At 72.9% G+C, this 13,933-nt stretch carries 14 protein-coding genes; 5 read left to right on the top strand and 9 right to left on the bottom strand.

Going from position 1 to position 13,933, the window contains the following annotated elements; genetic code table 11:
• Positions 1-3: 3 nt before the first annotated feature.
• Complete coding sequence (locus ACZ607_RS04180) at positions 4-621, top strand: cysteine peptidase family C39 domain-containing protein (protein WP_469731485.1); 618 nt, start codon at positions 4-6, stop codon at positions 619-621.
• 57 nt (positions 622-678) lie between these two features.
• Here ACZ607_RS04180 and ACZ607_RS04175 read toward each other — a convergent pair whose 3' ends face one another.
• On the bottom strand, positions 679-1,200 hold the full coding sequence (locus ACZ607_RS04175) for an HXXEE domain-containing protein (RefSeq protein WP_469731484.1): 522 nt from the start codon (positions 1,198-1,200) through the stop codon (positions 679-681).
• Positions 1,201-1,352: 152 nt separating this feature from the next.
• Here ACZ607_RS04175 and ACZ607_RS04170 point away from each other — a divergent pair, with 152 nt between their 5' ends.
• A complete protein-coding gene (locus ACZ607_RS04170; RefSeq protein WP_469731482.1) occupies positions 1,353-1,661 on the top strand; it encodes a hypothetical protein in 309 nt (102 codons plus the stop codon).
• Positions 1,662-1,706: 45 nt separating this feature from the next.
• Here ACZ607_RS04170 and ACZ607_RS04165 read toward each other — a convergent pair whose 3' ends face one another.
• From ACZ607_RS04165 to ACZ607_RS04155, 3 genes are all read right to left on the bottom strand, one after another.
• Positions 1,707-2,984, bottom strand: a complete 1,278-nt coding sequence (locus ACZ607_RS04165; protein WP_469731480.1) for an SWIM zinc finger family protein — start codon at positions 2,982-2,984, stop codon at positions 1,707-1,709.
• Complete coding sequence (locus tag ACZ607_RS04160) at positions 2,981-5,866, bottom strand: DEAD/DEAH box helicase (protein WP_469731479.1); 2,886 nt, start codon at positions 5,864-5,866, stop codon at positions 2,981-2,983. Before ACZ607_RS04160 ends, ACZ607_RS04165 begins: the two co-directional genes overlap by 4 nt.
• Positions 5,867-6,020: 154 nt before the next feature.
• The gene (locus tag ACZ607_RS04155) at positions 6,021-7,094 is read right to left on the bottom strand and encodes a slipin family protein (RefSeq protein ID WP_469731477.1); all 1,074 of its coding nucleotides are present in this window, start codon (positions 7,092-7,094) and stop codon (positions 6,021-6,023) included.
• 219 nt (positions 7,095-7,313) lie between these two features.
• Here ACZ607_RS04155 and ACZ607_RS04150 point away from each other — a divergent pair, with 219 nt between their 5' ends.
• Positions 7,314-7,670 (top strand): hypothetical protein, encoded by a 357-nt coding sequence (locus tag ACZ607_RS04150; RefSeq protein WP_469731476.1) that lies wholly within the window; start codon positions 7,314-7,316, stop codon positions 7,668-7,670.
• Here the strand turns inward: ACZ607_RS04150 and ACZ607_RS04145 are convergent.
• A complete protein-coding gene (locus tag ACZ607_RS04145; RefSeq protein ID WP_469731474.1) occupies positions 7,660-8,379 on the bottom strand; it encodes a class I SAM-dependent methyltransferase in 720 nt (239 codons plus the stop codon). The genes ACZ607_RS04150 and ACZ607_RS04145 overlap by 11 nt on opposite strands.
• Before the next feature lie 116 nt (positions 8,380-8,495).
• Here ACZ607_RS04145 and ACZ607_RS04140 point away from each other — a divergent pair, with 116 nt between their 5' ends.
• A complete protein-coding gene (locus tag ACZ607_RS04140; protein WP_469731858.1) occupies positions 8,496-8,774 on the top strand; it encodes a DUF6343 family protein in 279 nt (92 codons plus the stop codon).
• 53 nt (positions 8,775-8,827) lie between these two features.
• On the opposite strand, the gene ACZ607_RS04135 is transcribed toward ACZ607_RS04140, so the two are convergent.
• From ACZ607_RS04135 to rpsA, 4 genes are all read right to left on the bottom strand, one after another.
• Entirely contained in the window at positions 8,828-9,196 is a 369-nt protein-coding gene (locus ACZ607_RS04135) for a tetratricopeptide repeat protein (protein WP_469731472.1), read from the bottom strand.
• Positions 9,197-9,268: 72 nt separating this feature from the next.
• Entirely contained in the window at positions 9,269-9,871 is a 603-nt protein-coding gene (gene coaE / locus ACZ607_RS04130) for a dephospho-CoA kinase (protein WP_469731470.1), read from the bottom strand.
• A 43-nt stretch (positions 9,872-9,914) separates the two neighbouring features.
• Complete coding sequence (locus ACZ607_RS04125; protein WP_469731468.1) at positions 9,915-10,853, bottom strand: PAC2 family protein; 939 nt, start codon at positions 10,851-10,853, stop codon at positions 9,915-9,917.
• A gap of 344 nt (positions 10,854-11,197) precedes the next feature.
• Positions 11,198-12,709 carry a 30S ribosomal protein S1 gene (gene rpsA / locus ACZ607_RS04120; protein ID WP_014156844.1) on the bottom strand — a complete coding sequence of 504 codons (1,512 nt, stop codon included), beginning with the start codon at positions 12,707-12,709 and terminating at the stop codon, positions 11,198-11,200.
• A gap of 396 nt (positions 12,710-13,105) precedes the next feature.
• Here rpsA and ACZ607_RS04115 point away from each other — a divergent pair, with 396 nt between their 5' ends.
• Positions 13,106-13,918, top strand: coding sequence for a class I SAM-dependent methyltransferase (locus ACZ607_RS04115; protein ID WP_469731466.1), 813 nt, complete (start codon positions 13,106-13,108; stop codon positions 13,916-13,918).
• Positions 13,919-13,933 lie beyond the last annotated feature (15 nt).

Raw genomic sequence — 13,933 nt, 5'->3', positions numbered from 1 at the left:
CTCGTGCACACGCAGTTCGCCTCGGCCGGTCTCGTGGAGGCGATCGTGGAGGGCGGGCTCGACCCGGCCGGGGACCCCCGCTGGGCGGACTCGGGCGCGGCGTCGCCCGCCGAGTACGCGCGCTGGGCGGGCCATCTGTGCGGGATGGCCTGTCTGCGGATGGCGCTCGGCCCCGGGGCGCCGGCCCTGTTCGCGCTGCGGGACGGGGCGTTGACGTACGACGCGTACACGGAGGACGGCGACGGGGTGATCAAGGGCCTGGTCTACGCTCCGTTCGCCCGGTACGCGTCCGAGGTCCACGGCCTCGACGCGGTCGTCCACCGGCACCTCTCCCCCGCCGGGATCCTGGATCTGCTGGACGGGGGCCGGCGGGTGATGGCCTCCGTGCACTACGGGATCCGGCACCCGGAGCGGCCGGCTCCGGGGCGCGGTGGCCATCTGGTGCTGCTGACCTCCCGTACGGCGGACGGGACCGGTGTCCACTTCCACAACCCCTCGGGCGCCACCGCCTCGACGCGCACGGCCGACCTTCCGCTGCCGGTCTTCGAGCGGTTCTTCGCGGGCCGCGGGGTCTCGCTCCCCGGCACCCCGATGCCCGGCGTGCGGCCGCTCACCGAGTGAGCCCGGCCGGGTTCAGGTCGTCCCACGGATGGGCGCGCGGCTCCACCCGTGGGCCGCTCAGCGCCTGTTCAGCAGCCGGGCAAGACCCTGCACCCCGACCGCGACGACCGGGAACAACGCCAGTCCGGCGGCAGCCGACCGCCCTCCCCCGACGGGGATGCCGGCCGCTGCCAGCCGCCGCACGGCCCAGACCGAGTACGGAATGACGACCAGCGGGGCGGTGACGACACCCGGGGTGTAGCCGCGGTAGGCGGCGGACTGTGCCAGGTGGACCGCTCCGTGCAGCCCGAATCCGAACAGGACGGTCCCGAAGAAGGGGCTGCGGCCCCCCGAGCGCGCACCGGCCGCCGAAGCCGCGGCGACCACGCCCGCCATGAGGCCGATGGCGGTGTTCACCTCGCGCTGCGAGAGATCCATCCGCCGCCACACTGCGGCGGGCACCTGCGGGAAGCGCTCCTGGAGACGGGGCCGGGCCGTTGCGGTCCACCGGGCCATGGAGGCCAGTTCCTCCGCGTCGTGCACCGCCCAGGCGGCGAACAGCCCCCAGGTCACCGCTCCTGACACCACTCTTCCGGCCATGCCCGCCCCCGTCGGTGAGTGACACGACATCGCGGTCGCGTGTCACCCCACCTTAGGCCGGGCCGACGCCGTCCCCACCGTGTTCGCTACTGTTCCGCAGCCGGGTCCACGGGCCGGCGTCACGGACGGACACGAGCAGGGGAGCAGTCGACATGGGTGCGGCCATACGCCACTTCACCGCCATCGGCCCCGGGGACCAGGTGTTCACGGTCAATGTCGAGCGGGACTTCCGGTACGACCCGTACCGCGACTTCCTCGTCTGCGCGCACTGCGGCTGGTCCCCGTCCCTGCTGACCACGCGGCGGCTCGACGACATGGCCTGGGAGCACCTGGCGGACTCCCATGACGCCACCCGTGGACGGAGCGACCAGGAGAACGAGTCCGTCCGGAAGGCCCGCTGGGTGGTGCTCCCGCTGTGCGCGGTCCTGATCGTCGTCCTGCTGATGGTCCTGCGGGGCTGACGGCCTCGGGGCCGGCGTGCGGGGCGGGCGGTACGGGGGCGGGCCTCAGCCGCGCAGGGCGGTGAGGGCGGCGACCGGATCGGGGTCCGGCGTGGCCCGGGGCCACCAGTCGTCCTCGCCGGGGTCGGACTCGTAGCCGTACCAGCGGCTGTCGTGGCCGAAGCGGAGCTGGAGGGTGCCCGCGGCGTTGGTCAGGTGGTTGCGCCAGGGCTGGAAGCGCGGGTGGTCGGCCGCGGCGAGGGCGGGCCGCGCCCGGTCGAACGGGCCGGCCGGCGGGTCCCAGGGTGTCTCCAGGACCTCCAGTCCCTCCGCGCCGCCCTGCCGCCAGGCGGCGACGGCCCGGGCCAGGTCCGTCGTGCTGCGGCCGGTGGCGTAGGCCAGCTCGCGGTAGAGCGCCCGGGTGGTGGCGGTGAGCCCGGCGGTGGGGCGGGACGCGGCGATCCTGACGGCGTCCTGCCAGGTGCTGAGCCCGGCGAGCGGGTCCTGGCCGGTGGTGAGCATCGTGTGGGCGCGGGTCGCCGCGTCCGTGGCGAGGTGGTCGAGGCCGAGCGGGTCACGGGCGCCGGGCAGCTCCGGGAAGGACGGCGGCTCACCCGGGTACGGCGGCACGGGCAGCGGGGCGGGCAGCGGCGGCAGGAATCGGTCGGCCAGCGCGTCGCGGGCCGCGACCGAGGGCATGGCGGGGGTCTCGGGGCGCTCGCGCGCGGAGTGCTCGGCGTTACGGCGGCCCAGCTCGTCGAGGAGCTCACGCTCACCCCGGCCGCGCATCAGCAGGAGCACGAACGGGTCGCTGTCCAGCAGCCGGGCCGTCTGGAAGCAGAGCGCCGCGACATGCTTGCAGGGCCGGCCCAGGTCCGGGCAGGAGCAGTCCGGGTCCAGATCACCGGCGGCGGGCAGCAGCCGGATGCCGGTCTCCCCCGCCGTGTCGACCAGGGAGTGCGGCATCTCCTTGTCGAGGAGCGCGGACAGATGCCCCGGCCGGGCCGCGACGGCGTCCAGGAAGGTGTCCCAGTCGGACGCCGAGAACGTACGCAGACGCAGCTCCGCGCGGTAGGGGCGGGGACGGCTGCCGTGGACGTAGGCGATGACCCGGCCGGGCGTGACGGTGACGGCGGCGACATGGCCGCCGTCGGCGTACGTACGGCCGCGGGCGAGGCGGCCCTCGTCCATCGACAGGGACTCCAGGGCGTCCACCCAGGCCCGGCCCCACCAGCTGTCCGCGAAGGGCTCCCCGGCGTCGGAGGCGCGGGCGGGCACCGCTTCGAAGGTGCGCCGCAGATCGTCGGGGCCGGGGCGGGCCGCGGGGCTCCCACCGGGGCTCATGACGTCCTCCGGAGCGAGACGAGGTCGGCGAGGTCGCGGTCGCTGAGCTCGGTCAGTGCGGCCTCTCCGGAGCCGAGCACCGCGTCGGCGAGGGCCCGCTTGGACCGCAGCAGCTCACTGATCCGGTCCTCGACGGTGCCCTCGGCGATCAGCCGGTGCACCTGCACGGGCTGGGTCTGGCCGATGCGGTACGCGCGGTCGGTGGCCTGCTCCTCGACCGCCGGGTTCCACCACCGGTCGTAGTGGATGACGTGGGCGGCCCGGGTGAGGTTCAGACCGGTGCCCGCCGCCTTGAGGGAGAGCAGGAAGACGGGGACCTCGCCGGACTGGAAGCCGTCCACCATCCGCTCGCGCTCGGGGACCGGGGTGCCGCCGTGCAGCAGCTGGGAGGGGATGGCGCGGGAGGCGAGGTGGGCGGCGAGGAGCCGGGCCATCGACACGTACTGGGTGAAGATCAGGACGGAGCCGTCCTCGGACAGGATCGTGTCGAGGAGCTCGTCGAGGAGGGCGAGCTTTCCGGAGCGTCCCGCGAGCCGGGTCGGCTCCTCCTTCAGATACTGCGCGGGGTGGTTGCAGATCTGCTTGAGCGAGCCCAGCAGCTTCATGATCAGGCCGCGCCGGGCGATGCCCTCCGACTGCTCGATGAACGCCATCGTCTCGCGGACGGCCGCCTCGTAGAGCGTGGCCTGTTCCCGGGTGAGGAAGACCGGGTGGTCGGTCTCGGTCTTGGGCGGCAGCTCGGGCGCGATGCCGGGGTCGGACTTCTTGCGGCGCAGCAGGAAGGGGCGGACCAGCCGGGAGAGCCGCTCGACGGCCTCCTCGTTGCCCAGTCCGGCGGCGGTGCCGGTGTTCTCGACGATCCTGGCGTGGCGGGCGCGGAAGGCCTTGAGCGGGCCGAGCAGACCGGGCGTCGTCCAGTCGAGCAGCGCCCACAGCTCGGAGAGGTTGTTCTCGACGGGGGTGCCGGTCAGGGCGACGCGGGCGGGCGCGGGGATGGTGCGCAGGGCCCTGGCCGTCGAGGAGTGCGGATTCTTCACGTGCTGTGCCTCGTCGGCGACGACCAGTCCCCAGGTGTGCGCGGCGAGCTGATCGGCGCTGGAGCGCATCGTGCCGTACGTCGTGAGGACGAAGCCGCCGTCGGAACCGCCGAGGTCGCGGTCGGTGCCGTGGAAGCGCCGCACGGGGACGCCGGGTGCGAAGCGGTTGATCTCGCGGTGCCAGTTGCCCAGGAGGGAGGCGGGGCAGACCACCAGGGTGGGGGCGGCCCGGTCGCGGTGCAGATGGAGCGCGATGACGGTGATCGTCTTGCCGAGGCCCATGTCGTCGGCGAGACAGCCGCCGAGGCCCAGCGCGGTCATCCGGTCCAGCCAGGCCAGGCCCCGGAGCTGGTAGTCGCGGAGGGTGGCGTCGAGGCCGGGCGGCGCCGGGAGGGTGGCGTCCTCGTCCAGGACACGCGCCCGGAGCGCGGCGAGGGCACCGGCCGGCACGGCCTCGACCTGCTCGCCGTCGACCTCGGCGCTGCCCGTGAGGGCGACGGCGAGCGCGTCCACCGGGTCCAGCAGTCCGAGCTCCCGCTTGCGCGCCTTGCGGACGAGCGCGGGATCCACGACGACCCACTGGTCCCGGAGCCGCACCACCGGCCGGTGCGCCTCGGCCAGGGTGTCCATCTCCGCCTCGGTGAGCCGGTCGTCGCCCAGGGAGAGCTGCCAGTCGAACGTGAAGAGCTGCTCCGCGTCGAAGAACGACGTGCCGTCGGTGGCCGAACCGGGCGCCGGGCGGACGACGGCCGTCGCGGTGAGCGAGCGGGCCAGCTCGCGGGGCCAGTGGAGCGCCACCCCCGCCGCCGCGAGCCGCGCTCCGGCCTCGCCGATCAGCTCGTACAGCTCGTCCTCGGTGACGGCGAGGACGTCGGGGACGGGCTGGTCCAGCAGGCGCTCCAGCGGGGGCCAGACGCGGGCGGCGCGGCGCAGGGCGAGCACGGCGTCGATCCGTGCCCTCGGCCCGAACGGTTCACCCGCGCCGCCGCTCCACAGGGTCGCCGCGTCGGTGACGTACGTCGGGTCGGCCAGGCTGTGCACCTGGGTGATGGCGGCGGCGGCATGGCGCGCGGCGGCCGGGGCGGCGGACGTGTCGTCCTCCCCGTCGGCGCCGGAGGAGTCGAAGAGGTCGTACGCGGAGAGGTCGAGCCGGAGCGAGACCCGCACGCCCGCGTCGAGTCCGGCGGCCACCTCGACGGCCCAGGCCCGGGCGTCGGGCAGGTGCTGTCCTTCGCGGGCGGCGAACGGCGCTCCCATGGCGTGGGCGGCGGCGGGTGTGCGGGGCAGGGTGTCGGCGACGGCGTCGAGGAAGGCACCGAGCAGGGCGCGGGGTTCGGGGACGCGCAGCGGGGTGCCGTCCAGCGGGACGGCGTGCCCCTCGGGCGGCATGGAGGCGGCGACGGCCCTCAGGTGGGCGATGTCCTCCGCGTCGCGGGGTCCGGCCCGCCACGCGTCGTGGTCGTCGGCCGTCAGGCCCGGCAGGAGCCTGCCGCGCGCCACGAGGGTCAGCGCGTGCAGAGCGGCCGCGCCCCACGCACGGGTGGCGGGGTGCGCCGCGGCGCGGTGCCGGGCGCGCGCGAGCAGCGGCACCGCGTCCCCGACGGCGAGCGCCAGGGCGGGAACGGTGCGGGTGCGGGCGCCGTCCGCGCCGTCCCGGCCGACGACCGTGAGCTCGGTGGCGGTGTACGCGGGACCGTCGGGGACCGCGTCGGGCAGGGCGGCACCGGCGCCTCCCTCGGGGTCCCAGAAGGCGATCCGGCCCTCCCGGGGCAGGGCTGCGGGCAGGAAGACCGCGGCGCACCGGAGCAGCCGGTCGACGGCGACGTCCTGCGTCTGCCGCTCCATGTCCACCGCCCCTCCTGCCTCGGCCGGCGGGGCCGCCGGCCCGCGCCTTCTGCTGTCCTGGCGAGTCTAGGCGGGAGGTATGACAGCGCCCGCCCCGGCCGTGTCTCCACGTCTCCACAGGTGGAAGGGGTGCGGGCGGCTCAGTGGCGGCGGCTCAGTGGTGGCGTGTGAAGCGGCCCCTGCGGGGGTGTTCGGACGGCTGCCGCGGTTCGGGCTCCGGGAGCACCTCGGGTTCGGACTCCGGCACCCCGTCCGGCTCCGGAACCCCGTCCGTGAGAGGGGCGTCCGGGAGCGGCCGGTCCGTGAAGGTCTGCAGGGCGACCGTGGGATCCACGGCCGACGGATCCACGGCGTCCTCCGACGGGGTCGCCACGGCCGGATCCACGACACCCGGATCCACGGTGTCCGGCTCCGGAGGCCGCTGCTCCGGGGCCCGCTGCCCGTCGGGCCCGCTCTCCGGCGGCTGCCCCTGCTGCGCGCGCTCCAGGAAGCGGAGCAGTTCGACCGGGAAGGGCAGGACCAGCGTGGAGTTCTTCTCGGCGGCCACCGCGACCACCGTCTGCAGCAGCCTCAGCTGCAGCGCCGCCGGCTGGGTCGACATCTGCTGGGCCGCCTGGGCGAGCTTCTTCGAGGCCTGCAGCTCCGCGTCGGCGTTGATGACCCTGGCGCGCCGCTCACGGTCGGCCTCGGCCTGCCGGGCCATGGACCGCTTCATCGTCTCGGGCAGCGAGACGTCCTTGATCTCGACCCGGTCGATCTGCACGCCCCAGCCCACTGCGGGGCTGTCGATCATCAGTTCCAGGCCCTGGTTCAGCTTCTCGCGGTCGGACAGCAGATCGTCGAGGTCGCTCTTGCCGATGATCGACCGGAGGGAGGTCTGCGCCATCTGCGAGACCGCGAACCGGTAGTCCTCCACCTGGATCACCGCGCTCGCCGGGTCCACCACCTTGAAGTAGATGACGGCGTCCACCCGCACCGTGACGTTGTCGCGCGTGATCCCGTCCTGGGCCGGCACGGGCATCGTCACGATCTGCATGTTCACCTTACGGAGCCGGTCGATGCCCGGGACGATCATGGTGAACCCAGGGGGGCGCACCGCGTCATGGAGCCGTCCGAGCCGGAGCACCACCCCCCGTTCGTACTGCTTGACCACCCGGGCCGCGGCCATGGCGTACACCAGGCCGCACGAGAGCACCGCCACCAATGCGATCAACAGCTCCTGGACCATCACGGCCCCCTGCCTCCGGGGTGCGTCACCGCACCCACTCATCACGCCCTATTAACACGATATGCCCGATACGTACATTCTCGAACCTCCGTGCGGGTGCCGGTGGCCCCGGCCGGCCGCGCACCGGATGCCGGCATCCGGCGGACCGGGCAGGGTGGCCAGCGCCAGCACGTCTCTGTGACGTACCGATGAGCCGGACGAGCAGACGAGGACCCGCCCATGTCCGTGACCGCGCCCCCCACCGTTCTCCGCCGACGCATCCGCATCGCCGTCGGTGCGGCCCTGCTCACCGTGGCCGTCACGGGCTGTTCCGGCCTGGGGCGCACGGCGGTGGGGCCGGTGTCGTACACCACCGAGAAGGACGAGGTCGTCACCGTGCACAGCCCCTCGGTGAAGGGCTGCCACACGATGGACCCCGCCGGCTCGGGCAAGGTCGACAACCGGACCCTGATCGACATGGAGCTCTACACGACCCGCGACTGCACCGGTCGCTCGACCGCCTATGTGGCGACCACGTTCTCCGACGCCAACGCGGCCCGCGCCCTCCCCTGGCGCAGCTACCGCTTCATCCACTGAGTGGCCGGGGCGGCTCCGGGCGGGCCAGCACCCAGATGCCGTCCGGCGTGAGATAGCGGCCGACGGCGAGCCCGGCCTCCCCCAGGTACGCCTCGAACCGCTCCACGGACAGCTCCCGCGACCGGAAGGTCTGGGTCCACCGGGCGTCCTCGAAGACGTACTCCGCGCGCACCTCGTTCACCCCGTCACCGACGGGCTCGGCCGAGAGGATCCGGATCACGCACCCCGCGGCCGCGTCCTCCCTCTCCCGGGGGAGATCGGAGTGGTAGCCGGCGCCCTCCCGCTGGATGAGCACGACGCCCTCGTCCTTCACATACCTGCGGCAGGTCCCGAGCAGCCCCTCCCTGACCCGGTGATCGCTCGTGTGCACCAGGAACGACCCGAGCACCACGGCGTCGAACCGCTCCTGGCCGAGGTCCAGCGTCTCGATGGGGCTCCGGACCGTGCGCGCGCCACGGACGCGCTCCAGCATCTGCTCCGACTCGTCGACCGCGGTCACGTCGAAGCCCAGCGCGACCAGGGGGTGCGTCACCCGGCCCGCCCCGCAGCCCAGTTCGAGCACGCTCGCCCCCGGCCGCACCGCCGAGGCGATGACCTCGGGTTCGCTGCCGACGGACAGGCGCGTGTACAGCTCGACCGCGCAGCCGTCCGGTGTGATGGCGCCTGGCCCCGTCCCCGTGTGTCCCTCACGTACCAGTTGTCCGCTCATACCCGCCGGAACGTACGGACGCCGGGCGGCGTTCCCCGGCACCGCCGCCGGCGGGCACCGGCCGGCTTCCGTACGCCGGGTCGCGGAGTCATGCTGGAGACGAGGCGATGCCGATGATGCGTACCGGAAATGAGCCGTCCACCGCACGCAGTCCGCTGCGGATGCGGTTCTGGCTGAGTCTGTGGGGCACGGTCTGGGCCGTGGCCGGCATGGTGGCGTCCCTGCTGACCGGACGGGCCGGCTGGGCCACGGCCTGTGCCGTCCTGCTGGTGATCACGGTCACCGACCTGTGCGTCGTGGTCCGCCGCATGCGGCAGGGCCCTCGCTTCCAGCCGGGCCGGGACGTCCCCCCGTACGAACCCGGCCGGCGCGGCCGGAGACGGTACGGCCGCTGAGTCCCGCGGTGGCGCGGGGACGGCCGGAGCCGGCCCCCGCGCCGCGGGCGGTGTCAGGAACGGTCCTCGAAGCGGGCGGCCCGCAGATACTCCGGATTCGGGTCGAGCGCGGCGGCCAGCCGGAAGTGGCGGGTGGCCTGCTCGTCCCGGCCGGCACGCTGGAAGGTCCGGGCCAGAGCGAAGTGCGCGAAGGCGTTGTCCGGCTCGCGCTCCAGGACCAACTCGAACTCAAGCTCGGCCGGGCGCAGTTGGGCGGCGGCGAAGAAGGCCCTGGCCCGCAGCAGCCGGGCCGCCGTGTTCTCCGGGTGGGCGCCTATCACCGAGTCGAGCAGCTTGACCGCACCGCGCGGATCCCGTGCGGCGAGCAGCTGCTCCGCCGCGCGGAAGTCGATGACATGCGTCTCCGGGTTCTTCTCGGGCACGACCGTATCCTTCCCCTCGCCTGCCGCTGTTCAACATGGGGCCGGGTGCGCGTATTCCGCCCGCACGCCGGGTCAGCCGGTGGCGGCCCGTGCGGTGAGCCGCGACCAGACCGTGCGGACCTGGGGTTCCAGGTCCTCCAGCGGACCGTCGTTGTCGATGACGAGATCGGCGACGGCCAGCCGTTCCTCTCGCGTGGCCTGCGCCGCCATGCGGGCCCGGGCGTCGGACTCCGTCATCCCGCGCAGCCGTACGAGCCGGTCCAGCTGGGTGCCCGGCTGGGCGTCGACGACGACGACCAGGTCGTAGAGCGGGGCGAGGCCGTTCTCCGTGAGCAGCGGGACGTCGTGGACGACGACCGCGCCGGCCCCGGCGGCCCGCTCCAGCTCGGCGGAACGGGCCCCGACGAGCGGGTGGACGATGGCGTTGAGCGTGGCCAGGCGCGCGGGGTCGGCGAAGACGATCGAGCCGAGCGCCGACCGGTCCAGGGCGCCGTCGGGGCGCAGGATCCCCGGCCCGAAGGCCTCGACGACGGCCGTGAGCCCCGGGGTGCCGGGCTCGACGACCTCGCGGGCGATCCGGTCGGCGTCGATGAGTACGGCGCCGAAGCGCGCGAGCAGTCGTGACACTTCACTCTTGCCGGCGCCGATCCCGCCGGTCAGGCCCACTTTCAGCATGGGCCGAGCCTAGCCTCCGGCCCGGAGTGCGGCCGGAGGCCTCTCAGGAATCGCCTTCACGCTCCGCGAGGAAACGTTCGAACTCGCGGCCGATCTCGTCCGCCGAGGGCAGGTCCGCGGGCTCCGCGACGAGGTTGCCCCGGGTCTCGGACCCCGCGACCGCGTCGTACTGGTGCTCCAGCCCCTCGACGAGCGAGACGAGCTCCTCGTCGCCCTGGCCGACCTGCCGGTCGATCTCGGTCTGGGTGCGGTGCGCCTCCGTGCGCAGCGTGTGCGCCACGCTCGGCAGGACCAGTCCGGTCGCGGCGGTGACCGCCTCCAGGGCGGTGAGCGCGGCGTCCGGGTAGGCGGACCTCGCGACGTAGTGCGGCACATGGGCGGCGACGCCGAGCGCGTCGTGCCCCGCCTCCATCAGCCGGTACTCCACGAGCGCCTCGACGGAGCCCGGCACCTGCGCCTCGTCGAAGGGGCTGCGGTGCCCGGGCGTCAGGTCGGTGCGGTTGCCGTGCGGCGTGAGGCCGACGGGGCGGGTGTGCGGGACGCCCATGGGGATGCCGTGGAAGCTGACCGAGAGGCGGACACCGAGCCGCTCCACGATCTGTTCCACGGCGGCGGCGAACCGCTCCCACTCGACGTCGGGCTCCGGCCCGGAGAGGAGCAGGAAGGGGGCGCCCGTGGCGTCCTGGACGACCTTCACCTCCAGGGTGGGCGCCTCGAACGCCGTGTACCGGTCACGCCTGAAGGTCAGCAGCGGGCGGCGCGCCCGGTAGTCGACGAGCCGGTCGTGGTCGAAGCGGGCCACGGTCTGGTGGGGCAGCGTCTCGAGCAGGCCGTCGACGATCTGCTCGCCGGTCTCGCCCGCGTCGATGTATCCGTCGAAGTGGTAGAGCATGACCAGGCCGGCCGACTCCTGGGCGAGCGCCATGTCGACGACGGCCAGGCCCTTGGGCTCCCATTCGTACAAACTCTGCGGTTCAGGCACGGTTACCGCTCCTCCTCGTGTTCCTGCACAAGAACACCCCGCCAGGCCACAGCATTCCCGCCGTCGCCCCTTTCCCTCGCGGTGACGCGCGGACCCGGCCGGCCGAGGCGGTCCCCCACGAAGTACCCAGGCCGGGCAGCCCTGTTGAGCGGTGCGAGGGCCGAGCAGGTGTGACGGGACGTCAGCCACCCGCGCCTGCCGCACGCGCTGCTCCCCGGCCCGGACATGCGTGAGGCCCGGACATGCGTGAGGCCCGGACATGCGTGAGGCCCGCCCCCCGAAGGGGACGGGCCTCACCTACAGCTCTGCGGCTCTACGGCCGAGGAGCGGCTGGGGTCGGAGCGTCAGCTCTGGCCGCCGGCCAGCTTCTCGCGCAGGGCAGCCAGGGCCTCGTCCGACGCCAGGGCGCCGGAGTTGTCCGCGGACTCCGAGGAGTACGAACCGCCACCGCTGCCGCCGGAGGCAGCCGGGGCAGCGCCGGCCGGGGCGGCAGCACCCTCGGCAGCGGCAGCCTCGTCGGCCTCGCGGGACTTGATGACCTGGGCCTGGTGCTGCTCGAAGCGCTGCTGCGCCTCGGCGTACTGCGTCTCCCAGACCTCGCGCTGCGCCTCGAAGCCCTCGAGCCAGTCGTTGGTCTCGGGGTCGAAGCCCTCGGGGTAGATGTAGTTGCCCTGGTCGTCGTACGACGCGGCCATGCCGTACAGGGTCGGGTCGAACTCGACCGAGGCCGGGTCGCCACCGAAGGCCTCGTTGGCCTGCTTCAGCGAGAGGCTGATGCGACGGCGCTCGAGGTCGATGTCGATGACCTTGACGAAGATCTCGTCGTTGACCTGGACGACCTGCTCCGGGATCTCGACGTGGCGCTCGGCCAGCTCGGAGATGTGGACCAGACCCTCGATGCCCTCGTCGACGCGGACGAACGCACCGAACGGAACGAGCTTGGTGACCTTACCGGGAACGACCTGCCCGATCTGGTGCGTACGGGCGAACTGCTGCCACGGGTCTTCCTGCGTCGCCTTGAGCGACAGCGAGACGCGCTCGCGGTCCATGTCGACGTCGAGGACCTCGACGGTGACTTCCTGGCCGACCTCGACAACCTCGGAGGGGTGGTCGATGTGCTTCCAGGACAGCTCGGAGACGTGCACGAGACCGTCGACGCCACCCAGGTCCACGAAGGCACCGAAGTTGACGATCGAGGAGACGACGCCGGAGCGGACCTGACCCTTCTGCAGGGTCGTGAGGAACGTCTGGCGAACCTCGGACTGCGTCTGCTCGAGCCAGGCGCGGCGGGACAGGACCACGTTGTTGCGGTTCTTGTCCAGCTCGATGATCTTGGCCTCGAGCTCCTTGCCCACGTAGGGCTGGAGGTCGCGGACACGACGCATCTCGACGAGCGACGCCGGGAGGAAGCCACGGAGGCCGATGTCGAGGATGAGACCACCCTTGACGACCTCGATGACGGTACCGGTGACGATGCCGTCTTCTTCCTTGATCTTCTCGATGGTGCCCCAGGCACGCTCGTACTGAGCGCGCTTCTTCGAGAGGATCAGGCGGCCTTCCTTGTCCTCCTTCTGGAGAACCAGGGCCTCGATCTCGTCGCCGACCTTGACGACCTCGTTCGGGTCGACGTCGTGCTTGATCGAGAGCTCGCGGCTCGGGATGACACCTTCGGTCTTGTAACCGATGTCGAGGAGAACCTCGTCCCGGTCAACCTTGACGATGACACCGTCAACGATGTCGCCGTCGTTGAAGTACTTGATCGTCTCGTCGATCGCCGCGAGGAACGCGTCCGCGTCGCCGATGTCGTTGACCGCAACCTGCGGAGTGGTGGCGGTGGTCTCGGTGCTGCTCGTCATGTGGGAAAGGGCTCCGGTACGGACAGTGAGTCGTAGGTACTGCTACGCCGAAAGCCCGTATCGCCTCTGCAGAAGCCGGACAGCCTGGAAAGCGCCGATCCGTCGACCGGAGGCGCCTCGACAACCGAGGGGACATGCAACAGACGCGAGCGCGGCCTGCTAGGTCTGAAGCGCGCAGGCTCGCGACGCAACTTGTAGCATACGGGGGCAGCCGGACAGGGTCAATGCGCGAAGACGCACACCCGGGGCACAACACCCCAATCCCGGCACAACTCACGTTCGCCGAGGCCACATCGGTCCCAGCGGTGTGTCGCGCGCACACGGACGTACTCACCCGTACGGCCCGAGGAGGCACCCGCGCGAGGCGGGTGAAGGCAAACTACAACGACGGGCACGATGAGCCAAGAGACCTACGAGTCCGAACCCGATGCGATCCGGCGGGAAGCCGGTGAGGCCGAGAGCAGCCGGGCGAGCCGCGGCTGGTGGGACCGGAACGCCGACGAGTACCAGAGCGACCACGGAGCGTTCCTCGGGGACGACCGCTTCGTCTGGGGCCCGGAGGGACTGGACGAGGCCGAGGCCGCCCTGCTGGGCCCGGCGGCGGACCTGAAGGGTCTGGACGTCCTGGAGATCGGTGCGGGCGCCGCCCAGTGCTCGCGGTGGCTCGCCTCCCGGGGCGCACGCCCGGTGGCCCTGGACCTCTCCCACCGCCAGCTCCAGCACGCCCTGCGGATCGGCGGCGGTGTCCCCCTCGTGGAGGCGGACGCCGGACGGCTCCCCTTCCGCGACGGCTCCTTCGACCTGGCCTGTTCCGCCTACGGCGCGGTCCCCTTCGTCGCCGACCCCGTCCAGGTGTTCCGCGAGGTGCACCGGGTGCTGCGGCCCGGCGGCCGCTGGGTCTTCTCGGTGACGCACCCGATCCGCTGGGCGTTCCCCGACGAACCGGGCCCCGAGGGCCTCTCCGTCTCCGCCTCCTACTTCGACCGCGTGCCGTACGTGGAGCAGGACGAGACCGGCGACGCGGTGTACGTGGAGCACCACAGGACGCTGGGCGACCGGGTGCGGGACGTCGTGGCGGGCGGTTTCCGGCTGGTCGACCTCGTGGAGCCGGAGTGGCCCGCCTGGAACGACCAGGAGTGGGGCGGCTGGTCCCCGCTGCGCGGCAACCTGATCCCCGGGACGGCGATCTTCGTCTGCGAGCGGGACTGAACCACCGGCTGGTGC

Source organism: Streptomyces sp. NPDC104381, assembly GCF_055583745.1.
The sequence above is the reverse complement of the archived record's forward strand: the minus strand, read 5'-3'. Positions and strand labels throughout refer to the sequence as shown.